The organism is Actinoplanes sp. NPDC051411 (genome assembly GCF_040682075.1).
GTDB lineage: Bacteria > Actinomycetota > Actinomycetes > Mycobacteriales > Micromonosporaceae > Actinoplanes.
On the sequence record NZ_JBFBAD010000140.1, the window covers coordinates 1 to 24,615 of the forward strand.

18 protein-coding genes and 4 pseudogenes are annotated in these 24,615 nt (G+C 74.9%); 12 read left to right on the forward strand and 10 right to left on the reverse strand.

The window, feature by feature from the left end; genetic code table 11:
* Positions 1–49 precede the first annotated feature (49 nt).
* Positions 50–482: pseudogene (locus AB0M88_RS44660) on the reverse strand (hypothetical protein); the annotation flags it as partial.
* Between the two features lie 52 nt (positions 483–534).
* On the opposite strand from AB0M88_RS44660, the pseudogene AB0M88_RS44665 reads away from it, so the two are divergent.
* Positions 535–702, forward strand: a pseudogene (locus AB0M88_RS44665) (IS110 family transposase); the annotation flags it as partial.
* Between the two features lie 128 nt (positions 703–830).
* On the opposite strand, the gene AB0M88_RS44670 reads toward AB0M88_RS44665, so the two are convergent.
* From AB0M88_RS44670 to AB0M88_RS44680, 3 genes are read right to left on the reverse strand one after another with little or no spacing between them, the layout of a single operon-like run.
* Positions 831–2,030 carry an amidohydrolase family protein gene (locus tag AB0M88_RS44670; protein WP_364112816.1) on the reverse strand — a complete coding sequence of 400 codons (1,200 nt, stop codon included), beginning with the start codon at positions 2,028–2,030 and terminating at the stop codon, positions 831–833.
* Positions 2,031–2,041: 11 nt separating this feature from the next.
* Complete coding sequence (locus tag AB0M88_RS44675) at positions 2,042–2,812, reverse strand: SDR family oxidoreductase (protein ID WP_364112818.1); 771 nt, start codon at positions 2,810–2,812, stop codon at positions 2,042–2,044.
* A 32-nt stretch (positions 2,813–2,844) separates the two neighbouring features.
* Entirely contained in the window at positions 2,845–3,723 is an 879-nt protein-coding gene (locus AB0M88_RS44680; protein WP_364112820.1) for a LysR family transcriptional regulator, read from the reverse strand.
* A gap of 131 nt (positions 3,724–3,854) precedes the next feature.
* On the opposite strand from AB0M88_RS44680, the pseudogene AB0M88_RS44685 reads away from it, so the two are divergent.
* Positions 3,855–4,601: pseudogene (locus tag AB0M88_RS44685) on the forward strand (SDR family oxidoreductase).
* 6 nt (positions 4,602–4,607) lie between these two features.
* Here the strand turns inward: AB0M88_RS44685 and AB0M88_RS44690 are convergent.
* Complete coding sequence (locus AB0M88_RS44690; protein ID WP_364112822.1) at positions 4,608–5,594, reverse strand: aldo/keto reductase; 987 nt, start codon at positions 5,592–5,594, stop codon at positions 4,608–4,610.
* Positions 5,595–5,654: 60 nt separating this feature from the next.
* Between AB0M88_RS44690 and AB0M88_RS44695 the strand changes: the two genes are divergently transcribed.
* Genes AB0M88_RS44695 through AB0M88_RS44720 form a run of 6 tightly spaced genes read left to right on the forward strand, consistent with a single transcriptional unit; the run spans position 5,655 to position 14,639 of the window.
* A complete protein-coding gene (locus AB0M88_RS44695; protein WP_364112824.1) occupies positions 5,655–6,482 on the forward strand; it encodes a helix-turn-helix transcriptional regulator in 828 nt (275 codons plus the stop codon).
* A gap of 30 nt (positions 6,483–6,512) precedes the next feature.
* Complete coding sequence (locus AB0M88_RS44700) at positions 6,513–7,430, forward strand: ABC transporter ATP-binding protein (RefSeq protein ID WP_364112826.1); 918 nt, start codon at positions 6,513–6,515, stop codon at positions 7,428–7,430.
* Entirely contained in the window at positions 7,427–8,104 is a 678-nt protein-coding gene (locus AB0M88_RS44705) for an ABC transporter ATP-binding protein (RefSeq protein ID WP_364112828.1), read from the forward strand. Before AB0M88_RS44700 ends, AB0M88_RS44705 begins: the two co-directional genes overlap by 4 nt.
* 13 nt (positions 8,105–8,117) lie before the next feature.
* Entirely contained in the window at positions 8,118–11,282 is a 3,165-nt protein-coding gene (locus tag AB0M88_RS44710) for an FtsX-like permease family protein (protein ID WP_364112830.1), read from the forward strand.
* Positions 11,279–13,975 carry an FtsX-like permease family protein gene (locus AB0M88_RS44715; RefSeq protein WP_364112832.1) on the forward strand — a complete coding sequence of 899 codons (2,697 nt, stop codon included), beginning with the start codon at positions 11,279–11,281 and terminating at the stop codon, positions 13,973–13,975. The genes AB0M88_RS44710 and AB0M88_RS44715 overlap by 4 nt, the downstream gene beginning before the upstream one ends.
* Before the next feature lie 4 nt (positions 13,976–13,979).
* Positions 13,980–14,639, forward strand: a complete 660-nt coding sequence (locus AB0M88_RS44720) for a Type 1 glutamine amidotransferase-like domain-containing protein (RefSeq protein WP_364112834.1) — start codon at positions 13,980–13,982, stop codon at positions 14,637–14,639.
* Positions 14,640–14,674: 35 nt separating this feature from the next.
* Here the strand turns inward: AB0M88_RS44720 and AB0M88_RS44725 are convergent, their stop codons facing one another.
* The gene (locus AB0M88_RS44725) at positions 14,675–17,068 is read right to left on the reverse strand and encodes a CehA/McbA family metallohydrolase (protein WP_364112836.1); all 2,394 of its coding nucleotides are present in this window, start codon (positions 17,066–17,068) and stop codon (positions 14,675–14,677) included.
* Positions 17,069–17,280: 212 nt separating this feature from the next.
* On the opposite strand from AB0M88_RS44725, the gene AB0M88_RS44730 reads away from it, so the two are divergent.
* Both AB0M88_RS44730 and AB0M88_RS44735 read left to right on the forward strand, forming a co-directional pair.
* Positions 17,281–17,502: a hypothetical protein gene (locus AB0M88_RS44730; protein ID WP_364112838.1), complete on the forward strand. Its 222-nt coding sequence runs from the start codon at positions 17,281–17,283 to the stop codon at positions 17,500–17,502.
* On the forward strand, positions 17,499–17,966 hold the full coding sequence (locus AB0M88_RS44735) for a nuclear transport factor 2 family protein (RefSeq protein WP_364112840.1): 468 nt from the start codon (positions 17,499–17,501) through the stop codon (positions 17,964–17,966). The genes AB0M88_RS44730 and AB0M88_RS44735 overlap by 4 nt, the downstream gene beginning before the upstream one ends.
* A 100-nt stretch (positions 17,967–18,066) precedes the next feature.
* Here AB0M88_RS44735 and AB0M88_RS44740 read toward each other — a convergent pair whose 3' ends face one another.
* Together AB0M88_RS44740 and AB0M88_RS44745 are read right to left on the reverse strand one after the other, a co-directional pair.
* Positions 18,067–18,723, reverse strand: a complete 657-nt coding sequence (locus tag AB0M88_RS44740; protein WP_364112842.1) for an SDR family NAD(P)-dependent oxidoreductase — start codon at positions 18,721–18,723, stop codon at positions 18,067–18,069.
* A gap of 67 nt (positions 18,724–18,790) precedes the next feature.
* A pseudogene (locus AB0M88_RS44745) lies at positions 18,791–18,907 on the reverse strand (SDR family NAD(P)-dependent oxidoreductase); the annotation flags it as partial.
* A gap of 199 nt (positions 18,908–19,106) precedes the next feature.
* On the opposite strand from AB0M88_RS44745, the gene AB0M88_RS44750 reads away from it, so the two are divergent.
* Positions 19,107–19,889 (forward strand): SDR family oxidoreductase, encoded by a 783-nt coding sequence (locus tag AB0M88_RS44750; RefSeq protein WP_364112844.1) that lies wholly within the window; start codon positions 19,107–19,109, stop codon positions 19,887–19,889.
* Positions 19,890–19,896: 7 nt separating this feature from the next.
* Positions 19,897–20,475 carry a suppressor of fused domain protein gene (locus AB0M88_RS44755; protein ID WP_364112846.1) on the forward strand — a complete coding sequence of 193 codons (579 nt, stop codon included), beginning with the start codon at positions 19,897–19,899 and terminating at the stop codon, positions 20,473–20,475.
* A gap of 15 nt (positions 20,476–20,490) precedes the next feature.
* Here AB0M88_RS44755 and AB0M88_RS44760 read toward each other — a convergent pair whose 3' ends face one another.
* Positions 20,491–22,788, reverse strand: coding sequence for a transglutaminaseTgpA domain-containing protein (locus tag AB0M88_RS44760; RefSeq protein ID WP_364112848.1), 2,298 nt, complete (start codon positions 22,786–22,788; stop codon positions 20,491–20,493).
* Between the two features lie 31 nt (positions 22,789–22,819).
* Positions 22,820–23,980 carry a DUF58 domain-containing protein gene (locus AB0M88_RS44765; protein WP_364112850.1) on the reverse strand — a complete coding sequence of 387 codons (1,161 nt, stop codon included), beginning with the start codon at positions 23,978–23,980 and terminating at the stop codon, positions 22,820–22,822.
* Positions 23,981–24,615 lie beyond the last annotated feature (635 nt).

Sequence of the window (24,615 nt, forward strand, 5' to 3'; positions counted from 1 at the left end):
GGCCGAGGTGGTGTGTCGCCACCTCGGCCGCAGACTGGCTCGGTCCCGGTTACTCCTCCGGAGCCGCGGCCGGGAGCTTCTCGCGGATGAGATCCATGACCGCCGAGTCGGTCAGCGTGGTGACGTCGCCCAGTTGCCGGTTCTCGGCGACGTCGCGGAGCAGCCGGCGCATGATCTTGCCGGAGCGTGTCTTGGGCAGCTCCGGCACGACCATGATCTGGCGTGGTTTGGCGATCGGCCCGATCTCCTTGGCCACGTGGTCGCGCAACGCCCCGGCGATCTCGCCGGTCGGGGCATTGCGCCGATGCCGGGGAGCGCCGTCATGGCCGAGCCGGGCTTGGTCGCCGTGACCTCGGCAACGGGCTGATCATGATGGCCCCGGTCTCGGTCTGCCACCAGGTGTCGACCACCGGGCAGCGGTCACCGCCGATCGCCAATCGATACCACATCCACGCCTCGGGGCTGATCGGTTCGCCGACCGAGCAACGCCTGGCCGACGCCTGCTACCTCTGGACCTTCGCCATCCTCACCCGCTCACCCGGCGCCCGCGCCTACTACGACCGGCGCCGAACCGCCGGCGACAAGCACAACGCCGCCCTACGACGACTCGGCAACAAACTCCTCGGCCAACTCCACCACTGTCTAACCACCGGCCAGCACTACAACGAAACCCTCGCCTGGCCCCCACCAACCACAACTTGACCTACAGGGCAGGTGGGGTGTCTAGCGCGAGCGCCAGCCCCGTTCCCGTGTCCGGCGAGAAGGCCGATTCCGCTGTCCGACGGGGCGGCCGCCCAGTTCGGGCTGAGACGCCAGGGGCACCGGGGGCGCTAGGCGAGCGTGACCCGGTCACCCCGCAGGAAGACCGCCCGGATCCGGTGCAGCGCCGCCGGATCGGTCAGCGGGTCGCCGTCGACCGCGAGGATGTCGGCGTCGAAACCGGGGGCCAGCCGCCCTTTGCCGGCGGCGAGGCCGCAGACCGCGGCGGCCGTCGAGGTGGCCAGGCGCAGCGCCGCCGGCAGCGACAGGCCGATCGCCGCGGTCTGCGCGACGGCCGACCGGAGCACGTCGTGCGGCTTGGGGGGGCCGATGCCCGCGTCGGTGCCGAGGGCCAGGTGGGCGCCGGCCTCGCGCATCCGGCGCGTGTTGGCGACGATGCGCGGCATCCGCATCAGCACGGCGGCGGGCGGCTCGGCTCCGGGCACCGGGACGACACCGGCGGTCAGCCCCACCGTCACCCGGCTGCCGGCGATGCGCTCGACGAGGTCGCCCGGGTCGTCGACGCCGTCGGCACTCCAGAAGGAGACGTGTTCCATGCCGTCCACACCGGCGTCGAGCGCCGCCCGGATCGCGGCCGTGCCGTGGGCGTGGGCGGTCACCGGCCGGCCGAGCCGGTGCGCCTCCTCGACGATGCCGCGGAGCTGCCCGGCGGTGAACTGCGCGGTCTCCTGCCGGGTGCCCGGGGTCATGGTGCCGCCACTGGCCATCACCTTGATGACGTCGACGCCGTGGTCGGCCCGCTCGCGTACGGCCGCGCGCAGCGCCCCGGGCGCCGGCGCCGTGCCGCCCCCGAGGAAGTGGCAGTGGCCCCGCGGGGTGGTGATCGGCGGGCCGGCCGCGACGATCGCCGGGAGGCCGGCCGCGCCCCGCAGGCCCAGCGAAAGGTAGCCGCGGTCACCGAGATCGCGGACCGTGGTGACCCCGCCGCGGACCGCCGCCCGGCCGGCGTCCGCCATGGCGCGGACGACGTCATCGTCGGTGCGCCCGGCCAGCGCGGTGACCGGGTCGGCGCTCGCGTCGAAAGCAAGGTGGACGTGGGTGTCGATCAGCCCGGGCAGCAGTGTCGCGCCGGGCAGGTCGACAATCTCGGCCCCGGCCGGCGGCACGATCGCCGGGCCGACCGCGACGATGCGGGCGCCGTCGGCGACCAGGACCGGCTCGGCCATCAGGGTCTCCGACACCCCGTCGAACAGGGCGCCGGCCCGGATCGCCAGCAGCCGTGGCCGGCCGGTCACGCGTGCGGCGCCCATGGCGCCCCCTCTCAGACCGTCGTGATCATGCCGCCGTCGATGACGTACTCGGCGCCGGTGACGTTGCCGACGCGGCCGCTGGCCAGCAGCAGCACGAGGTCGGCGACCTCCTCGGGCCGGGTGAACCGGCCGGTCACCATGTCGGCCTTGGCACCCGCCTCGACCTGGGCCGCGGTGAGGCCGCGGGCCGCGCTCACCGTCGCGGCGACGCCGTTGTCACCGAGCCACAGGTCGGTGGCGACCGGGCCCGGCGCGACCGTGTTGACCCGGATGCCGCGCGGGCCGAACTCCTTCGACAGCGACTTCGCGAAGTTGGTCATCGCCGCCTTGGCCGCCGAGTAGTCGATGACCAGCGGATCGGCGAGCCGGTGGTTGACCGAACCGGTGTTGACGATCGCCCCTCCCCCGCCGGCCAGCATGACCGGCAGCGCGGCCCGGGTCGCGCGGACCGCGGCCATCACGTTGAGATTCCAGGTCGTCGCCCACATGTCGTCGGTGACCTCGAGGAAGCCCTGCGGCCGCGGCGGCGCGATGCCGACGTTGTTGACCAGCACGTCGATGCGGTCGCCGGCCGCTTCCACCAGTTCCGCCGGCCCGTGCGGAGAAGCGAGGTCGACCTCGACCGGCGTGACGCCGTCGAGCTTCGAGAGTTCGGCGGTGATGGTGCGGGAACCGGCCACGACCATGGCGCCCTCGGCCACGAAACCACGCACGATCGCCAGCCCGATGCCCTTGCCCGCGCCGGTCACCAGAACCCGTTTACCTGCCAGATCGAGATTCACGGGCTCGATGCTTCTTCAACCGGGCGGGCCCGTCAACCGGCCCGGTCCAGACGGGCGACCAGAAGGCCGAGGTCGCGGCGGCGGGAGTCGGCGGCCCAGACCGCCCAGGTCCGCCGGACCAGCGGCACACCGGTCAGCGGGACCCAGACCACGCCGCCGGGCAGCGGCCGGGCCCAGTCCTTCGGGGCGAACGCGAACGCCCGGCCGGCGCTGACCACGGCGAACTTCACCTCGGCGATCGACGACTCGCCGGGGCCGGCGAGCGGTCCCGGGCTGAGGCCGTGACTGCGCAGGATCGCGACGATCTCGTCGTACCAGGCCGGGCTGTCGGTGCGCGGGAAGCCGGCCCAGTCGAGGCCGGCCAGGGTTTCCAGGCGTACGCCGCCGGGTTCGCGAGGGCCGGCGAGCAGGACGCCGAGCGGCTCCTCGACCACCACCACGGCGTCGAGATCGCGGCCGGGCGGGCGCGTACGCATCAGGCCGACCTCCAGCTCGCCGTCGCGCAGGGCGTCCAACTGGGCGGCCGAGGAGAGATGGCGCACGACCGTACGGGTTCGCGGATGCGCCTCGGCCACCGCTTTGAGCGCCTCGGGCAGCAGGTCGGCAGGCAGTTCGAGCGGCACCCCGATGCGGAGCACCGCGTCACCGGCCGCGCCGAACCGGCCCACCGCGGTGAGCGCCTGCTCGTAGCGGGCGAGCAGCGCCCGCGCCTCCTCGGCCAGCACCGCGCCCGCCTCGGTGAGCTGGACGCCGGTGCTGCCGCGGACGAGAAGCTCGGCGCCGATCTGGCGTTCCAGCGCGGCCACGGTCTGCGAGACCGCCGGCTGGCTCACCCGCAGCCGCCGCGCGGCCGCCGAGACGCTGCCCTCCGCGGCGACGGCCAGGAAGACCCGGAATTCGCGTAACTCCACCGGCCCATCGCATCACACCCGCCGCTGATGGCCACTCATAAGAGGCCCTTATGACGAGCGGGATGCCCGGGCGCCGGGCCCTTGGTTAGCCCACCCGGAAGCTTCACCCGACAAGCAGAGGACGAACTCAGATGGCTACCGAACTCTCCGGCCGGACCGCCCTGGTGACCGGCGGCAACAGCGGTATCGGGCGGGCCACCGCGGTGGCGCTGGCCGCGCGGGGCGCCAAGGTGGTGCTCTCCGGGCGCGACGCCGCCCGCGGCGAGCAGACCGTGCGGCAGATCGAGGAGGCCGGCGGGACCGCCTTCTTCGTGCCCGCCGAGCTGGGCGACGAGGCCTCGGCGCGGGCGCTCGCGGCCCGGGCGGCGCAGCTCGCCGGGCCGGTCGACATCCTGGTCAACAGCGCCGGCATCTTCCCGTTCGGGCCGACCGGAAAGACCACCGGGCAGCAGTTCGACGAGGTCTTCGCGCTGAACGTCAAGGTGCCCTACTTCCTGGTCGCCGAGCTCGCCCCGGCCATGGCGGCCCGCGGTCACGGGGCGATCGTCAACGTGACCACGATGGTCGCCGAGTTCGGCGCCGCCGGCATGGGCCTGTACGGCTCGAGCAAGGCGGCCCTGGTGCTGCTGACCAAGTAGTGGGCGGCCGAGTTCGGGCCCAGCGGCGTACGCGTCAACGCGGTGAGCCCCGGCCCCACCCGCACGGAGGGCACCGCCGTGCTCGGCGAGGCCCTCGACCAGCTGGCGGCGGCCGGGCCGGCCGGGCGACCGGGCCACCCGGACGAGATCGCGGCGGCGATCACGTTCCTGGTGACCGACGCGGCCTCGTTCGTCCACGGCGCGGTCCTGCCGGCCGACGGCGGCCGGATCGCCGTCTGACCCGGCTCACTCCTGGATGTCGCCGTCGGCCGGGGACGTACGGCCACCGGACGCGGCCGACGCCGGAACGGCCGCCTCGACCGCCCGCGTCGTCTCCTGGTCGAGGCGGACGGCCGCCGCCACGTTCTCGGCCAGGTGTGCGGCCCGGCGGGTACCCGGAACGGCGACTACGTCCGGCGCCGCGCTCAGCAGCCAGGCCAGGGCCAGCTGGCCGGTGGTGAGCCCCAGCCCGGCCGCGATCGGGGCCAGCCGCTCGACCAGCGCGACGTTGTGTTCGAGACGGCCGGCCTCGAACCGCGGGAATCCGGCCCGCAGGTTGCCGGCGACCTGGTCGGCCGAGCGCACGGCGCCGCTGAGCAGCCCGCGGCCGAGCGGCGCGTAGGCGAGGAAGCCGATGCCCAGCTCGCGGACCACGGCCAGCACGCCGTTGCGCTCGACGTCCCGGCTGAACAGCGAATATTCGGTCTCGACCGCGGACAGGGGCCAGGCCGCGTGGGCGCGCCGGACGGTCGCTGCCGAGGCTTCGCTGATCCCGGCGTACCGGATCTTTCCGGCCGTGACCATCTCGCCGACCGCGCCGAAGGTCTCGTCGACCGGCACCGCCGGGTCGACCCGGTGCTGCAGCAGCAGGTCGATCCGGTCGGTGCCGAGGTGCCGCAGCGAGCGGTCGACGCTGCGGCGCACGTAGTCGGGCCGGCCGCACACCCCACCGGTCACCGCGCCGTCGTCGTCGAGTTCCCGGCCGCCGAACTTGGTCACGAGGGCGACTTCGTCGCGCCGCCCGGCCAGCGCCTCGCCGAGCAGCCGCTCACCGGTGAAGGGCCCGTAGACGTCGGCTGTGTCGAAGATCGTCACGCCGAGGTCGACCGCCCGCCGCACGGTGGCGATCGACTCCCCCCGATCGGCGGCTCCGTATGCTCCGGTGAGGCTCATGCAGCCGAGACCGACCTCGGAGGCGGTCAGACCCAGGGCGCCGATGGCTCGCTTCTCCATGCGGGAAGCTCACCAGGCCATCGCCGGCCGATCCAGGCCGACCGTTACCTAGGAATGCGAGTGCCACCCAGAACTGATCTCGCGGTGTTCCTGCGCGACCGGCGTTCCCGTGTGGAGCCGGAGCGGGTCGGGCTGGTCGGCGGCGACCGCCGGCGCGTTCCCGGCCTGCGGCGCGAGGAAGTCGCCCAGCTCGCACGGCTCAGCGTCGACTACTACGCCCGTCTCGAACAGGGCCGGCAGCGCACCGCCTCGGCCCAGGTCCTGCGGGCCGTCGCCACGGCCCTGTGCCTGACCGAGGACGAGCGCCGGCACCTGTTCGTGCTGGCCCGGGTGCCCGACGACACGCCGCCGCCCGACCCCGCCGTGGCCACCGAGCCGGGCGTACGCCGGTTCGTCGACGCCCTGGGCGACACCCCGGCCCTGGTGGTGGGCCGCTACGTCGACATCGTGTACGCCAACCCGGCGGCGGCGTTCCTGTTCACCGACTTCGCCGCGCTACCCCCGGCCGAGCGCAACGGCCTGCGCTGGATGCTGCTCGACGAGACGGCCCGGGACCGCTACGGCGACTCGTGGGCGGAGTCGGCCGAGGAGCTGGCCGGCATGCTGCGGCAGGACGCCGGCCGCTATCCCGGCGGTGACCGGCTCCGAGCCCTGGTCGACGAGCTGACCGGGCTCAGCCCGCTGTTCCGGCGGCTCTGGCGCGACCAGGCCGTCTCGGCCTGGAACCACCACCGCAAGACGCTGCGGCATCCGGCCTTCGGCACGATGTCGTTCACCAACGAGTTCGTGACCCCGCACAGCGCGCCCCAGCTCACCGTGGTGACCGTCATCCCCGACAACCCGAAACTGTTTCGCGATGTCCTGCGGAGCCGTGCGGGCCTGCTGTAGGGTGAGGCGCCTCACGGGCCGGGGAGGGAAATGTCCGCACCGCTGTCACTACCCACGCCTCCTCCCAGAGCACCCGAGTTCGGGGCCGACGCGCTGATCGTCTGCGAGAGCCTGGTCCGCATCTATCAGACCGGGCCGATCGAGGTGCAGGCGCTGCAGGGCCTCGATCTGCTCGTCACGAGCGGCGAGATGGTCGCCGTCGTCGGGGCGTCCGGGTCGGGCAAGTCGACGCTGCTGTCGATCCTCGCCGGCATCGACGCGCCGACCGCCGGCCGGGCCCGGGTCGAGAAGTGGGATCTGCTGTCGATGACCCGCGCCGACCGGGTGCGCTACCGGCGGCACACCGTCGGCTTCGTGCGGCAGCAGACCGCGAGCAACCTCGTTCCCTATCTGACCGCGCGCCAGATGGTCGACCTGCCGATGACCGCGGCGCGGGTTCCGGCCCGCACCCGCCGGACCCGCAGCCTGGAGCTGCTGGGCGCGCTCGGCGTGGCTGACCTCGCCGACCGCCGGCCCGGCCAGCTCTCCGGCGGCCAGCAGATGCGGGTCGCGATCGCGGTCGCGCTGGCCAACCAGCCGCACGTGCTGTTCGCCGACGAGCCGACCGGCGAGCTCGACACCGCGACCTCGGCCGAAGTGTTCGGGGCGCTGCGCGAGGTCAACCGCGATCTCGGCGTCACCATCGTGATCGTGACCCACGACCCGGAGGTCAGCGGCCAGGTGGAGCGCACGGTGGCGATCCGCGACGGGCGCACGAGCAGCGAGGTGCTGCGCCGCACCCACACGCGGGAGGACGGCGGCGAGCACGTCATCGCCGAGGAGTACGCGGTGATGGACCGCGCCGGGCGGGTCCAGGTGCCGCGCGACTACCGCGAGGCGCTCAACCTCACCCGCCGGGTCCGGCTGGCGTTGGAGCCCGACCACCTCACGATGCGGCCCGACGCGTGAGCGCGCCGCTCCTGGCCGTGCGGGGCGTGCACCGCACCTTCGGCAGCGGGCCGGCCACCGTGCACGCGTTGCGCGACATCTCGTTCGAGGTCGAGCCGGGCACGATGGTCGCGCTGGTCGGCCGGTCCGGCTCGGGCAAGACGACGCTGCTCAACGTCATCGGCGGCCTCGACCGGCCGGACACCGGCACGGTCACCGTCGACGGTGTCGAGGTGACCGGGCTCGACGAGGACGGTCTCTCCCGCCTGCGGCGCGAGAAGGTGTCGTACGTGTTCCAGACGTTCGGCCTCATCCCGGTCCTGTCCGCGGCCGAGAACGTCGGGGTGCCGCTGCGTCTCGCGCGCACCGGGCAGCAGGAACGCGAGCGCCGCGTCGAGCTGCTGCTCGAGCTGGTGGGGCTGGCCGGCCACGCCCGCCAGCGCCCGGGTGAGCTCTCCGGCGGCCAGCAGCAGCGGGTCGCGATCGCCCGGGCGCTCGCCGCGTCGCCCCGGCTGCTGGTGGCCGACGAGCCGACCGGCCAGCTCGACGCCGAGACCGGGCTCGCGGTCATGGCCCTGCTGCGCGGCGTGGTCGAGTCCGAGGGCGTCACCGCGCTGGTCTCGACCCACGACCCGGTCATGATGGAGCTCGCCGACCGGGTCATCCACATCGCGGACGGACAGCTGGCCCCATGACCTGGCACGTATTGTGATCGGGCTTCTTTTTCGGCGCGCCCGGGCGCAGTGGCCGCTGCTGGTCTCGCTGCTCGCGGTCCTGACCATCGGCGCCACCCTGCTCGGGGCGTGCACGCTGCTGGTCACCCGCACCTCGCAGCGGGCGGCCGAGGTCGCGGCGGCGCGGGCCGGCGCCGACGACACGGAGGTCACCGCCTACACGGGCACGATCGGGGCGGCCGACGTGCGGTCGGTCGCGGCCGACACCCGTACGGTCCTGACCGCCTCGGTCCAGCCGTTCGCCGCCACCACCTCGACCCGGGCCTCGTCGGAGATGCGGCGGCTGCCGGCGCAGAGCGACGAGCTGAACGGCCTGCTCAGCGAGGGCTATCTCTCCGGTTTCGACGGTCTTGCCGCCTCGGCCACGCTGCTCGCCGGGCGCTGGCCGCGGTCGACCGCCGACGGGGCCGCTCCGGGCGCCCCGCTCGAGGCGGTGCTGTTCGACAACACCGCCCGGCTGCTCGGGCTGAAGGTCGGCAGCCACGAGCACCTCGGCACCGAGCTGGGCCGCTTCAACGCGCCCGAGCTCGACGTGACGGTCGTCGGCATCGTGCACCCGCTGCCCGACGCCGGCTGGGACCGCGACGTGCTCGGCGGCGCCGGCTTCGACCCCAGCCCGGAGGACTCGGCCTACGCGAAGACCGTCAACGCGTACGGGCCCTTCCTGGTCACCCTCGACGACCTGCTGGCCAGCAGATCCGATCTGGCCCGGCTCGAGGTCACCGCACATCCCGATCTGTCCGCCCCGGCCGAGAGCGACCTCGACCGGCTGACCGGCGCGGTGCTCGGCGCCGACCGCAAGCTGGCGGGCACGCTCGCCGACCGCGTGCAGGTCGAGCGGGTCGCCTCGCCGCTCCCGCAGACCCTGCTCGCGACCCGCGACCAGCAGGAGCTGACCGCGGGCGAGGTGCTGGCGCTGGCGCTGATCGGCGTGCTGCTCACCGCGATCGCGCTCGCCCTGGCCGGGAGGCTCACCACCGGCGTACGCGCCGAGGAGAGCGCGCTGTTCACCGCGCTGGGCACCAGCCGCGGCCAGTTCGCGTCGGTCTCGGCGGTCGAGGCCGCGGTTCTGGCCGGGCTCGCCGCGGTCCTGGCCGTTCCGGCCTCCTCGGTGCTGCACGCGCTGCTCACCCACCTGGCGCCACTCAAGGGCGCCGGCCTGGCCGCCCGCCCGGCGGTGACACTTCCGCAGCTGCTGGCGGTCGCCGGCGGCGCGCTGGCCCTGGCGCTCCTGCACGTCGCTCTGGCGGTGCGGCCCGCGGCCGACTCCGGCGACCGGCGCACCCGGCGCGAGCTGCTCGCCCGGTCCGGCGCCGACGTGCTGCTGGTCGCCCTGGCCGGGGTCGGCTGGTGGCAGCTGCGATCGCAGCCGGCCGCCGCCGGCTCGCGCGCCGATGCCGTACGCGTCCTGGCCCCGGCCCTGCTCCTGATCGCCGGCACCGCCCTGACCCTGCGGCTGCTCCCGCCCGCGCTGCGCCTGGCCGAGCGGCTGGCCGGCCGGTCGCGGGGCACCGTCCTGCCGCTCGCCGCGTTCCAGGCCGCCCGGCGCCCCCAGGCCTACGCGGCGGGCCTGCTGATCGGCCTGGCCTGCGCGGCCGCGACCTTCGGCACCGCCTTCGCCGCCACCTGGGACACCTCCCAGCACGACCAGGCCGACCTCGCCGTCGGCACCGACCTCGCGATCACCCTGGACGCGCCGCCGGTCACCGGGCAGAGCACCGCGGTCGCGGCCGCCACCGGCGGGACGCTCAGCCCGGTCGCGGCGCACAACATCGCGGTCGGCCAGTGGCTGGGCGGCGAGGGCGACGCCCCCTATCTGGTCGCGCTCGACACCCGCAAGGCCCCCGCCCTGCTGCGCGGCCGCGTCGACACCAGCTGGGCCCGGGTGGCCGGGCCGCTCGCCCCGCCGGCCCCGGTCCCCGGGCCGGCGCTGCCCAAGGGCGCCGCGCCCACGTTCTCCGGCCGGGCGGCCGGCGGCGCCAGCCTGACCGTCACCCCGCGGCTGCTCCTGCAGGACGCCGACGGCCTGCGCACCCCGTGCAGCGGGCCGCCCGTTCCGCTCGACGGCCGTAGGCACGCGGTGCCCGGCTGCGCCCCGGTCGACGGGCTGCGCCTGGTCGCCGTCGCGCTGCCGGTCACCGGCGACGCCTCCTGGAACTCCCCGGCCAGCAGCATCGACGTCACGATGACGCTGCCCGCGGGTTCCACCTCGCCGGCCCGGTGGAGTGCCCAGGCGGCCTCGCCCGAGGCGGGCCAGCTCACCCGGCCGACCGCCGAGGCCACCGGCCCGACGCTGCGCATGACCGCGTCGGTGCAGTTCCAGGAGCTGACCGACTCCAGCCGCGTCCTGGTCGCGACGACCTTCCCCGACCCGGGCCCGGTGCCGGTCGCCGTCTCGGCGGCCTTCGCCCGCGACGTGAACGCCCACCCCGGCTCCAAGCTGAGCCTGACCTTCTCCACGACGCCGGTCGCCGCGGTGGTCACCGAGGTCGTGCCAGCCGTCCCGTCGGCGCCCGGGGCGGCCGCCGCGCTGGCCGACGTCGACACCCTCTCGCGGGCGCTGGTCACCCACGGCCAGTTCGACTCGCCGGTCACCGGCTGGTGGGCCGGCAACCCCCGCGGCGACGCCACGGCGAAAATCGCCGGTCTGCACCTCGGCAAGGCCACGACGCGTACGGCCGAGACCGCGCGCCTCACCGGCAGCCCGGCCCGCGCCTCGCTGCCGGCCGTGCTCCGCGTGCTGGTCGCGGCCGCGATCCTGCTGCTGCTCGGCGGCGTGGTCCTGCACGTCGCCTGCGATGTCCAGCTGCGGGCGCTCGAGGTGGCCCGGCTGCGCGGCCTGGGCATGTCCCGGCGCGACATCCGGGCCGCCCTGCTCGGCGAGCACACCGCCGTCCTGCTGCCGCTTCTCGTCGCGGGCGCGGCCGTCGGCGCGCTGGCCACGTGGGTCGTCGCACCGCTGCTGATCCGGTCCGACACCGGCGCCGCCCCGGTCCCCCGTGCGCTCGCCGAGTGGCCGTGGCCGGCCGAGAGCGCCCTGATCGGCCTGCTCGTCGCCGGTTCGGCGCTGGCCGTGCTGGCCGTGGTCACCGTGCAGGCCCGCCGGGCCGACGCCGCCCACCTGCGGGTCGCGTCATGAACGTGCCCGCTCTGCACTGGCCCAGCATCCGTGGCCGCGCCCGAGCCGACCGTGGCCCGCTGTTGTTGGTCGCCGGCGTCGTCCTGGCCGTCTCGCTGATCGCCGCCGCCGTGCCGCCGCTGATCACGTCGACCGCCGACGCGGCGACCCAGGACGCCGTGCGCAAGGCCGGGCCGGACGCCGCCGTGCAGGCCCAGGCCCTGTTCGAATACGACGACAGCAACGACGGCCGCACGCGCAACGCGGCCCTCGCCGCCGACGTCGACGACCTCCGACTGCGGGCCGAGGACCAGCTCGACCCGGGCCTGCGGGCCACGCTCCAGCCGCCGGTCACCACGGTCACCGGCGTCTCGCTGTCGGTCACCGACGGCAGCGTCCAGCGGCACTTCGCGATCGGCTACGTGCGCGACGACCACGGCGGCCCGGCCGTCACCTGGGTCAGCGGCCACGCGCCCCGCGCCACCCGCCCGGGCGACGTCGACGTCCCGGCCACCGCGCCGAAGTGGGAGGTACAGGTCGGCCTCTCGGAGAGCGAGGCGGCCGCGCTGAAACTCGGGCCGGGCGACCACGTGCTGGTCGAGGACGACCTGCACAATCCGTACAACGTGCTGGTCAGCGGCGTTTTCCGGCCGGCCGACCCGAACGATCCGGCCTGGCGGCTCGTGCCGTGGCTGGTGCGCCCGGTCGCCGACCTCGACGGCCTCGGCACGACCCGGCTCGGCGGCCTGATGTCGGCCGACTCGCTGCCCGACGGCCGGCTCGCCCTGCTCGAGGACCAGATGCAGCGCAGCGTCTGGTTCTCCGCCGACCCCGGCAAGCTGACCTGGGAGTCGGCCCAGAAGCTGGCGACCACCGTGGCCAACCTCAAGGCGACGTCCGCCGCCTCCGGGGCCCACGACACCTCGATCAAGTGGAGCACCCAGCTCGACGACGTGCTGCGCGAGGTCCGCGACCAGGTCAACGCGGCGACCGCCCAGGCCTCGGTGCTGCTCATCGCCGTGCTGACCGGCGGCGCGCTGGTGCTGCTGCTCGCGGCCGACCTGCTGACCCGTCGGCGGTCCGCCGCGCTGACCGCGGCCCGGCAGCGCGGCGCCGGACTGCCGGCACTCGCCACCGAACTGCTGATCGAGTCGGCCGCGGTCACCCTGCCGGCCGCGGTGATCGGGCTCGCGCTCGCGCTGCTCTCGGCCGGCGGGGCGTCCCTGGCGTGGGCGGCCCCGGTCATCCTCTGTGGACTCGCCGCCGGGCCCGCCTTCGGCACCCTCGCGGCCGCCCGGGCCACGCGCGACCGGCGTACGCCCGCCAACCGCGCCGCCCGGCGATGGGCGCGCCGCACCGCGCAGTTGCGCCGCGCGGCGCTGGATGTGGCCGTCGTGGCCCTGACCGTGGGCGCGATCGTCGCCCTCCGGCAGCGCGGCATCGTGGCCGGTTCCGACACCGCGCTGCCGGCCAGCGCGCCCACTCTCGGCGTCGTCACCGGCGCGCTGGTCCTGCTGCGGCTTCTCCCGGCCGGCACCGGGCTCGCGCTGCGGCAGTCGCTGCGTTCCCGGCGCGCGCTGGCCGTCTTCGGCACCGCCCGGGCCGCCGCGACCGCGACCCGGGTGCTGCCCCTGCTGGTGCTGACCACGACCGTCGCGCTGGCCGCGTTCGCGGTCACCCTCGACCGCACCAGCTCGCGCGGCCTTCAGGACGGCTCGTGGCAGACCGTCGGCGCCGACGCCCGCCTCGACCTGCCGGCCGACCCCGGCAACCCCCGGTCGACCGCCCAGGTCGCGGCCCGCATCGCGGCCGCGCCCGGCGTCACCCGGGCGGTGGCGGCCGACGTGACCGACGGGGTGCGGGTGATCGCCGACCAGAACGCGGTCGTCCCGGCCCTGATCGTCGTCGATTCGGCCGCCTTCCAGCGCCTCCTGGCGAGCACCCCGCTCCCCGACGCGCCCCAGCTGTCCCGGTTGACCGGGCCCGGCCGGCCGGTCCGGGCCCTGGTCCACACCAGCGACGGCAGCCTGCGCCCGGGCATGGCGCTCCAGCTCGAGCGGGAGGAGAACGCGGCCCCGGTCCAGCTGCAGGCGGTCGGCCCGGCCCCGCTGGTCGACAACGTCGCCGACGTGGTCATCGTGGACGCCGCGGCCGGCCTGCCGTTCGTCCCGAACACGGTCTGGGTGACCGGCCCGGGCGCGGCCGCCGCGGTCCGTGCCGCCGCGACCGGCGGTCACGCCGTGATCCGCGCCGACGTGCTGCACGAGCGCCGCACGGCCCCGCTCAACGCCGGCCTGGTCGCGCTCGACTGGGCGGTCTTCGGCGCCCTGCTCGCCCTGGGCCTGCTCGGTTTCGCCCTGGCCGCCGCGGCGAGCGCCCCCGAACGCTGGGAGACCCTGGCCCGCCTGCGCACGCTGGGCCTGCGCACCCGCGACACCCGCCGGGTCGCCGCCGCCGAGCTGCTGCCCCCGATCCTGACCGCCGCGATCTGCGGGCCGCTGCTGGCCCTGCTGCTGGTCCGGCTGACGTTCGGGCCGCTCGCGCTGCGCACCCTGACCGGCCAGCCCGCCGACCCGGCCCCGCTGATCCCGTGGTGGCTGCTCGGCCTGGTCGCGCTGACCCTGCTGGGCGCCCTCTACGCGGTGGTCGCCGCCGAGGCCGCCGTCCGCCGGCGCCGCCGCCTGGGCGACGTCCTCCGCGCCGGCGGCGGGTGACGCCGTGAAACTCCTGCTGACCTCCGGCGGCGTCACGAACCCCAGCATCCGGTCGGCGCTCGTGCAGCTTCTCGGCAAGCCGATCGCCGAATGCCACGCCCTCGGCATTCCGACCGCGCAGTGGGGTCATCCGATGTGCGGTCCGGCATCGGTGCGCGGCTTCATAGCGGCCGGGCCCGATTTCCGGCACCTGTCCGGTCTGGGCTGGGCCTCGCTCGGCGTCCTCGAGCTCGCCGCGCTGCCGACCATCGGCGCCGAGCGGTGGGTCCCGTGGGTCCGGGAGGCCGACGTGCTCCTGGTCGACGGCGGCGACGCGACCTATCTCGCCCACTGGATGCGCGAGTCCGGGCTGGCGGACCTGCTGCCCGAGCTGCCCGACACGGTCTGGGTGGGCGTGAGCGCCGGAAGCATGGTGATGACGCCCCGCATCGGCGACTACTTCGTCGAGTGGCCGTCCGCGCCGGACGACCGCACCCTGGGCGTCGTCGGTTTCTCGATCTTCCCCCACCTGAACGCCTTCCCCACGAATACGCTCGCCGACGCGGAGCGGTGGGCCGCCGGCATCGGCGGCCCGGCCTACGCCATCGACGAACAGACGGCCATCAAGGTCGTCGACGGCGTGGTCGAGGTGGTCTCCGAAGGGCAGTGGACGAAGCTCGGGTAGCGCGGCCGCGCCGGACTCTCAGTGCTGCCGGACTCTCAGTGCTGCCGGATGACGAACACCTCCTGCGTGACGTCGCGCTGGGTGCGCGCCGCCCGGCGGTCGCTGGTGAAGACCACGGTTCCGCCGGCGGCCGCCGGCCAGGTGCCGTTGCCCCGGGTGGAGATCTGGGTGGCTTCGCTCCAGCCGTTTTCCGTACGCCGTGAGCCGTACACCTTCCACCGCCAGTCCGACGAGCGCGTGTCATACCAGACCGCGTGCACCAGGCCGTCGGGTCCGATGTGGAGCCGGGGCCGCTGGCTCATCGCGCCGGCGTCGAAGGCGATCTGCTCCGGCGCCGCCCACGCGGCCCCGTCCAGCGACCGGCTCGCCCGCAGCGACACGTTGACCCCGGACGCCGACAACGCCTTGGTCTCCCAGGCCACCACGAACGCCCCGTCGCGGCCGGCGACCACGCTGGGGTGCCGGTCGGCCGCGTTGTCGTGCGGGTTGACCCGGGCGAACGGGCCCCAGTGCCCGCCGGTCCGCACCGCGGCCAGGATTTCCCAGTTGTCGGGTGTGGTGCCGCCGCTCGCCGGCTGCCCGGGCGGCGGGGTGTGGCCGGTCCAGCCCGCGTCGGGGTCGAACCGGTTGTCCTGCCACGCCACGACGACGTGCCCGGAGCGGGTGACCGCGACCGCCGGGAACAGCGACGCCGGATAGATCGGGGACCGGGCGTCGCCGGGGGTGCCCACGACGATCGTCTTGCCGGCCGCCGACAGGTTGACCGGGGCGTTGTCGACGCCGACGACCAGCGCGTAGACGTCGAACGCGCCGCCGCTGTTCTCGGCCCACGCGACGACCGGGTGGCGGCCGTCGAGCAGGGCGATCGCCGGCTGCTCGGCGCGGCCGGTGCCCCGGCTGAGGCGTACCGCGTCCTCGAAGCTGCGGCCCCCGTTGCGGCTGTGACGCAGGTAGATGCCGGGCTGGTGGGGCTGCTCGTGGCCGCGCTCGTCCTGCCACACCACCCACACGTCGTCGCCGCTCGCCGCCACTCGGGGCGCCTTGCCGGTGTCCGAGAGCGTGGTGTCGTGGCCGTCGAGCCGCCGGTGGACGACGGTCGTGCGGTGACCGCGGTGCGCCTGGGCGACGACGTGGATGTCGCGCCCGGAGACGGCCACGTCGGCGAACCCGGCGAACGAGCCGGGGCCGCCGAAGACCGGAGAGGCGTGGTCGTCGGTGCCGGTGGCGGGCGGGATGGCGAGTTCGGGGGCGGGCACCGGCGCGCGGCGGGCCGAGATGAAGACCGGCGAGGTGGCCCCCCGCAGCTGGTCGGGCAGGGCCGGGTCGGCGTCGCGCCCGGACAGGTCGCCGGGCGCGCGCACCTCGACCCGGTACCAGGTGTGGTCGCCGGTCAGCTTCAACGGGAGCACGTGCGTCTCGTCGTCCCCGGCCGGCACGATCGTCGCGACCGGCCCGGCCGTGCGGCCCGGCGAGGCGTACACCAGCACGCGCATGCCCTTCGCCGCCTTGAGGCGAACGCGCAGCGTGGCCCGCTGGGACAGGCCGTGCTCGAGGATGACCTCGTCGCCGCCCATCGCCTCGTAGCGGCCGTCACCGTCCACATCGGCCTCGATGGTGACGAACGGGCCCTCCGGGTTGGCCGAGACGGTGGTGCGTCCGGCCCGCAGCGCGTCGAGGATCGCGCGCACCGAGCGTTCGGCGGCGAAGACCCAGGTGGTCGGGGCGCCCGGCGCGCTGACCGGGCGCAGTTCCTTGAAGTGGCTGTCGCTGGCGCCGACCGCGCCGAAGCGGAAGCCGTGGTTCCACCGGTTCTCGGCGTACTCGATCTCGGTGTCGGGGCCGCTGCTGACGTTCCACACCTCGACCGTGTCGGCGCCGATGACGCTGGCGTTCTCGTTCGGGCCGCCGGCCGTGGTGTATTCGCCGTCGTCGGCGTGCGCGACCGACCACACCGCGTCCTGCGAGTGCGCGTCCCAGACCGACTGCTGCACGTGCCGGAACGGCGCCGAGCCGGCCGGGTTGCCGCCGTCGACGATCTCGTCGACCGCGCCGAGCACGATCGCGTGCGGCGAGCCGTTGGCCTCCTCGCCAGTGATCAGCAGCAGCTTGGAGGACTTCCACAGCGGGTCCCAGTGCTGGTCGAATGTGCGGTGGTCGGTCAGCGGCAGGAACGCCAGGCCCATCGACTCGCCGTACGCGATCTGGTCGCTCACCGGCAGGTTGCCGGGGTCCCGCTGGCCGGACAGCTGGCGCGGGGCGCTGCCGTCCGACGAGTGGTCGTCGTGGACGTGCGTGTCGCCGGGCAGCCAGATCCCCTTCGGGCCGTCGTCGTGGCGCCCGTCGTTGGCCCAAGCGGCAGTACCGGGCAGAAGGGCGCCGGCCACGACCGCGCCACCGGCGGCGATGAACTGCCTGCGGTCAAGTTCCATCTTCGTTTCCACATCCTCGACCGGAAAGTTTGACGATCTTGGACGCTGCCATCGCCTGCGGCCCGGCGCATGAATCCGTGGTGAAGCCCGCATGGCGACCACGCCAGCTACCGGTCGGTATCGCCCTTTGTCATGGACGGCCCGGACCGCGCGCCGTCGACCTGCCCTCATCGCCGTCACCGGGTTGACACCGTCCGGCAGGCTCGGAGCCTGTGCTGAATCCCCGGATCACCGCCCCGGCCGCCGGCCCCTCCGCGCCCGTGCCTCCGACGCCCCTGATCGACGGCGACCTGAGTCAGACCGTCATGGCGGTCCCGACCGCCCACTCCGGCAGCTTCCGGTGGCCGGCGGACAGTCCCGGCCGGCTGATCCGCGAGGCCGCCCGCACCGCCTGCCCGTCGACCGGCTTCTCCCTGACCGCGGTCGCCTCATGACGCCGGCCGAAATCGTCGTCGCCGTGGCCGCCGGCGTGAGCCGCCTGGCCACCGGCGGCCTGACCGACGCCGAGATCTCGGCCGAGGCCTCCCGCCTGGCCCACCTCTACGCCGAGCCGACCGACGTCCGGCACCCCTTCGCCCCTCTGGGTGACCAGCCCCTCCGCACCCGCGACGACCTGCGCCGCCATTTCGCCGCGATCCCCGCCCAGCTGCGCGGCGTAACCCGCTTCGAACCGGTCGGCCAGGTCCACCGGACCACCGACCCCGAGCTGGTCATCTACGAGTTCAGCTACGTGGGTGTCGCGCAGGACCGCCCGTTCGACATCCCCTGCCTCTTCGTGACCCGCGTCCGCGACGGCCAGATCGTCGAGTCGCGCGACTACGCCCATCACGTGGCCCAGGCCCGCGCGTTCGGCCATCTACAGGCCTTGATCGGCGCGCTGGCCGCCGAGGACGGCTGACCCCACAGTCCTTTCCGACCGCGCGTCAGACCGAAGCCCGCGCGCCTCACCGCCTCTAATCCATCCTAGGATCCTGGGTTGTTCGCCGCGACACTCCTCCTCAGACCGGGAAGTCCGTCGTGGCGGCCAGCGCCCGCCCCTCCTCGACCTCCCGCAGCCGCCCGGTCAGCGCGGCCCGCACCGCCTCATAGGCATCGCTCCCGAGCACCACCCGCCGCGGCGCGGGCGACACCGAAGCGGACGCGATGATCGCCGCGGCCACCCGCACCGGGTCTCCGGGCGCCGCACCGGTCAGATTCCCGCCCGACCCCTCGATGTACCGCCGCACGTCCCCGACCACCGTTCCCGCATAGGCCGTGGAAGCCGGCGCAATCGACAGCGCCGCCCCGAATCCCGTCCGCACGCTCCCCGGCTCGACCATCGTCACCCCGATCCCGAACGGCGCGACCTCCCCCACGATCGACTCCAGGAACCCCTCGACCCCCCACTTGCTCGCGTGATAGAGGCTCGCCCCCGGGCTGCTGATCTGCGCCCCCATCGTCGACGTCTGGATGATCCGCCCGCCGCCCTGCGCCCGCAGGAACGGCAGCACCGCCCGCACCAGCTGGATCGGCCCGGTCATGTTGACCGCGACCTGCTCCGCGATCGGCTCGTCGGTCAGCTCCTCGGCCGCCCCGACCGCACCCCGCCCGGCGTTGGAGAACACCACGTCGATCCGTCCCAGCTCTCCGAACGCCCGCTCCACAACCCCGCGCATCCCGGCCCGTGTCGGTCACGTCCAGCTCCGCTGTCCAGACGCTTTTCCCGTACGCCTCAGCCAGCTCCGTCAACCGCCCGGCGTCCCGGGCGGTGGCCGCCACTCGATGCCCGGCGGCCAGCAGTTGCCCGGTCACCTCCCGTCCGATCCCCGCCGACGCTCCCGTGACCAGCCACTGCGCCATCTCCGCACCCCTCACTCAATTCCAACCGGATGGTTGTTTTGAAGTTAGAGGGCCCGCGTCGGCAAGTCAACCATCCAGTTGGTTTCTATCTGGAAGCGGGAGATCCGGTCACGGGCGCCTCGCAGGGTTGCGGGGCCGAAGCTCCGCTACGCTCCAGCACAGCGCCGAAATTCTGCGGATCGCGCGCGGTCGTCGGCACGTGGCGTTCGATCGGCGAGTCGCGGGACGCCGGCGTGGTCACCTGGCCGGTGAGATCGCCGACCCCGCCGCCGCCAAGCGGGTCGTCGGCGCGGCGCCGGAGCACTTCGGCCGGGTCGACACGCTGATCAACAACGCCGGCGTCGTCGCGGCGAAGCCGTGCACCGAGCAGGACTTCCCGTGGCTGGTCAGCGTCAACCTGGCCGGCTTCTTCCCCATGACCCGGCCGGCGGTCCCGCACATGCTCGCCCAGGGCGGCGGCCACCTCGTACAGCTCACCACCAGCCGGGCCGACCAGGCCAACCACAACCTCCCGGCCCCGGTGGCGATGCTGGCCAAGGGCGGCCCGCAGCGGTTTCTCCTCGGCCAGCCGCCGCGGGGCCCGGCGGACGGCGTCGTCGGCCAGCGCGGGCAGCCGGCGCGCGGCCTCCCCCGGCGGACGGCCTCGTCGGCCAGCCTGCCGCAGGCCCGGCGGACGGCGTCTCGGCCGGCGCGGGCAGCCAGCGCGCGGCCTCCCCCGGCGGACGGCCTCGTCGGCCAGCGCGAGCAGCCAGCGCGCGGCCTCCAACAACGACCGCCCGGAGGCCGCCAGCGCCCGGCGGTCGCGCGTCAACAGCGGCACGCCGATGATCTGCTGCGACAGGGCCGGACCGGAGATGTGCAGCCGCGTGGCTGCCCGCCCGAAGTGGAGTCCCGCCGCGAAGCGCTGGAGCTGCCGCAGTTCCGCCCGGCTGACCTACGTGTCAGGCTCCCCGGGCGACCGCGGGTCCGGCGCCCGGGATGATCAGTGGGTGGCTGATCTGATCGAGCACCTGGAGTCGTTTCTCGGGCCGATGTCGGGCGCGAGCCGGGGCGACGAGACCACCCCGGACGGCGTACACGTGGCCTGGTTCCCCGACCGGCCGTTCACCGGCGTGACCACGCTGGTCACCGTCGGATTGTCGCGGCGCCACCTCGGCCTGCCGAACGGCGACGCCCTGCACCACGAGCTGCTGATGCACGTGCCGAACGGTGACTATCCGGCCCGGGCCGCCGGGCTGTTGTTCCAGGTCGCCGGCGAGATGGTGCGCCGGGGCACCGCCTTACGGCACGCGCAGGTGATCGGCCCGCGGGGACCGCTGTTCCCGAGCGGTGACGTGACCGCGCTGGTGGCGGTCAGCCCCCGCTATCTGCCCGAGGACTTCGAGGTCTGCCACGTCGACGACTCGGTGCCCGTGGTCATGACGTGGCTCGTCCCGATCACCACCGGCGAGGCCGAGCTGGTTCGCCGCGACGGCTGGGCGGCGCTCGAGCGGGCGTTCACCGCCGAGGATCCGGATCTTTCCGATCCGGCCCGGCCGCCGGTGACGCTGAACGGGACCGACAGCTAGCACCCAGCCGGCGGGTCAGCGCCCGCGCCGCCACCGCAGCGGCCCCGGCCGCACGCTCCACCACACACGACGCCACCACGGCATCTGCTCCCGCAGCGCCGAGGCGTAGGCAACGACCTGCTGCCCGGCCCGCTCCGCCTGCCCGCTGTCGGCCGCACCGGGCGCGAACCCGACCGTGTTGACCCCGGCCACCAGTTCGTCCAGGGGCGGAAGCGAGTCCGGATGCTCCAGCGTCGCGATCCCACCTTCTTCCGGGCTCGCAGCAACGGCGGAGGGAGCAGCCCGCCGCAGCCCGCCGCGCCGCGACTGCACCGGCGTGGCCGCGTAAGACGCCGCCTCGGTGGCCGCCAGATGCGGCGGTACCGGCCGACCGGCCAGCCGCAGCGCGTCCGTGAATTCCGCCCACGCGCCCTCGATCCGGGCGTCGGGCGGCCCCTCGAACAGCCTTCGGCGGCGCAGCGACCGCCGCAGAAGCACGATCACGCCGGCCCCGGCCAAGATCAGCACGACAACCGACCCCGAGGCGCCGGAAGCCACGGCCACCCCCGACGGGCCTCCCCCGCCCGCCGCCGCCCGCGCCGACGGCGCCACCGGGGCCGACGCGGTCGGCGCGCTGGCCGGCGGCGTCGACGGATCGGTGGGCGGTGTCGACGGCTTCGGCGTGAAGTCCTCCTCGACCGGCCGCGGGTCGTTCGACTTCGGCATCGGGTCGAACGCCACCCAGCCCAGGTCGTCGAACAGCACTTCCGGCCACGCGATCGCGTCGGCCGCCGTCACCTCGCCCCCGGCGGCCGGCGCGTCGAACCCGACCACGACCCGCGACGGCAGCCCGTCCAGCCGGGCGAGCAGCGCGAACGACGCCGCGAACTGCTCCGACGTGCCCCGCTGGCCGCCCTGGCCGCGCGGCCCGAACAGGAAGAACTGCAGGTTCGGGTACGCGTGCCCGCTCGGCGCGTCCGCCACCTTGCGATAGTGCGACGACAGGAAGTCCTCGATCGCCGACGCCCGGTCGTAGGGCGCCCCGTTCCCGTCCTCCATCTGGTCGGCGAGCCGCCGGATCTCGTCCGGCAGGTTCGGCGCGACCGCCAGGTAACGGGCCACCGACGGCCCGCTCGGCGTCGAAGCACCCGGCAGTTCGTTGAGGTCGGGCGTCTGCACCACCGACGTGACCGTGTAACGCAGCGCCGCGGTCAGCCCCTCGGGCCGGATCAGGGTGCCGGTGGCCTGGTCGAACGCCACCCGCGCCCCCTGCACGGCATCCGGCGTCGGCACTACCGGCAGGAGGCGACCGGTGAGGCCCTGGACCGTGATGCTCTCGCGTACCTCGGAAACGTCCGCGCCCGCAAGGCGCGGCTCCTGCGGAAGCACCCGCCCGGCATTGCGGTAGGTCGCCCCGACTTTCCAGGTCACGCCGTCGTAGTCGGGCATCACCGCGAGCCGCAGCCGCACCGTCCTGGTCTTCGGCGGCGGCGGTGTCACCGGCCCGACCGTCAGCAGCTGCTGGTCGGGGCTGAGCGCCCAGCCGGAGATCCGGTTGAGCGGGCTCTCGTCGAGGCTGTCCACCTGCGGCGGTTGCACGTACTGCCGCGGGTCGACCGGCTGGGCCGCGACCTTCGCGCCGATCCAGGGCCCGACGGCGACCACCAGGCCGAGCACCACGACCAGGCCGGCCGCTGCGCCGGCCAGCGCTCTTCCCCGTACGGCCGCGCGCGTCCTCGCCGAAACCTCGCGCAACGCGCCGGCGTCGGCGGGCCGGGCGCTGACCGCGAGGGCAGCGACCGCGAGCCCGGCGAACGTCAGGGTCGGCCAGCCCGCCGCCCCCGCGTTCGGCCCGACCACGTAGAGCGCCGCCACGTAGAGCACCACGGCCGGCGTGATCCCGAACAGCACCCGCCCGGCCCGCACCGCGATCTCAGTCCCGGCCAGCCCGGCCAGCCACGCCGCGATCACCGGCACGATCACCGTGTCCGGCGTCGGCTCGACCGGAATCATCGCCGTGAGCAGCCGCGGAATCCCGTTGACCAGCGAATCCCCCGCGATGTGAGCGAACGTCCCGCCGGCGTCGGCGCGTTGCGCCGAGATCCACAAGGCCAGGATCCCGTACGCCGCGAGCGCCGCAACCGAAAGCGGCGCCACCGTCGCCGACGGCAGCCTCCTGGTCGCCGCCCCGATCCCGACCGACCCGACCGCCGCCCCCGCCACCAGCTCGGCGACCAGCGGCCCGGCGAAGATCCGCCCGAGCGCGACCCCGCTCAGCGCGATCATCCCGGCCAGCGCGAGCGCGACCACCGCCGGCCGCACCCACCTCACCATCCGCCCACCCCTGGAGCGGCGACCGTCCGCCCTACCATCCGCGCACCCCGTCCCAGGCCGCCGCGAACTCCTCGCCGCTCTCCGTCTCGATGACGATCAGGCCGTCGCCACCCGACACCGGCGCCGCATCCCGGTCGCCGAACAGCCCGGCCATCACCACCGGATACGGCCCGCGCAGCCCGCTGACCTCGCCGAGGTCCTTCCGGCCGCCCGGCCCGGTGAGGAAGACGAGCGTGTCGCCGAGCCGCTGGGTGCGCATCCGCCGCAGCGTCCGGGTGAGGTCGCCGCCGAGCAGCGTGGCCTCGGTGAGCACGTCGAGGAAGGGCCCGCTCTCCACGGTCGACACCAGGTGCAGGCTGACCGGCACGTCCTCCCGGACCGCGGCCGCGACCACCGACGCCGCCGCCTCGCAGGCCGCCTCGAACGAGTCGGCCGTGCCGTCCCTGACCTCGGGATGCGCTACGGCCCGGTCGTCGAGCAGCACCACGATCGTCGGTTCCGCGGTGTCCAGCTGCTCGCGCACCATCAGCTCACCGACCTTGGCCGAGCTCCGCCAGTGCACCCGCCGAAGCTCGTCGCCGACCACGTACTCCCGCAACGAGTCGAACGTGATCGTCCCCTGCGGCACCTTGTCGATCCGCCCGTCCAGGCTGCGGGCCATCCCCGCCGGGACCGCCCGCAGCAGGTGGATCCGCGGGTGCACCCACACCGACGCCGTCTCCCCATAGGTCCGCGCCAGCGTGACGAGCCCCAGCGGGTCGCCCCGGGTGACCCGCAGCGGCCCGACCGCGACAACCCCGCGCCGAGTGGTCGGCACCGGATAGCGGGCGGTCGTGTCCTTCCCCGGCCGCAGCCGGAGCAGCGGCACCGGCACCGCGTCGTGCCCGCACCGGTCGGTGGCCACGAGGTTGGCCGCCCGAACCCGGCTCGTGTTGCGCACCGTCAGCGTCATCTCGGCCGGCTCCCCCCGCGCGACCCGATCCGGGTCGGCGACGCGCTCGACCCCGAGCACGGGCCGCCAGACCGCGAAACCCACCGCGCACACGACCGCGACAGCGGCGGCAGCCCCCAGCAGGGCCAAATCGGGGTAGCCGAACGCAAACCCACCCCAGAGCAACACCACGGCAGCCACCACGACCCCGGTCCCCCGGGCCGTGATCCCCCGCCGAGGCACCCGAATCCGCGCCGCCACCAGCCGACCCTCACCGGCCGCCGCAGCGCCCCCAGCAGCAGCCGAACCGCCGAGACCCGCCCCATCACCCGCCGGACCACTCTCGGCCGCCGAGCTGCCCCCGACCGCCGCACCGCCCCCGACCGCCGAGCTGCTCCCAACCGCCGAGCTGCCGGCCGCCGAGTGACTCCTGGCCGCAGCGCTACTTACCGCCGAGCCTTTCCCCGCCGCAACGCCACCGACCGCCGAGCCGTTCGCCGCCCCAGCGCCACCAGCCCCCGGGCCGCTTCTGACTGCCGCGCTGCCGCTTCCGGCCGCCGCGCCACCAGCTCCCGGGCCGCCTCCGGCCGCCGCGCCACCAGCTCCCGAGCCGCTTGCGCCTGCCCTGCCACCAGCTCCCGAGCCGCCTCGGGCCGCCACGCCACCAAAAGTCGAGCCGCCACCGGCCCCGGCGCCACCAGTCGCCGAGCGGTTGCCGTCCGCCGCGTTCTGCTCCCCGTCGCCCCCGATCACCGCACTTCTTCCTCCCAACCACCCGCAGCCCACGCTCGGCGGAAGCCGCTCGCAGCGCACGCTCGGCGGAAGCCACCCGCAGCCCACAGTCGCCGGAAGCCGCGCGGGGCCGGGCCGCTGCCGGCCGGCGGAGCGCAGCCGGC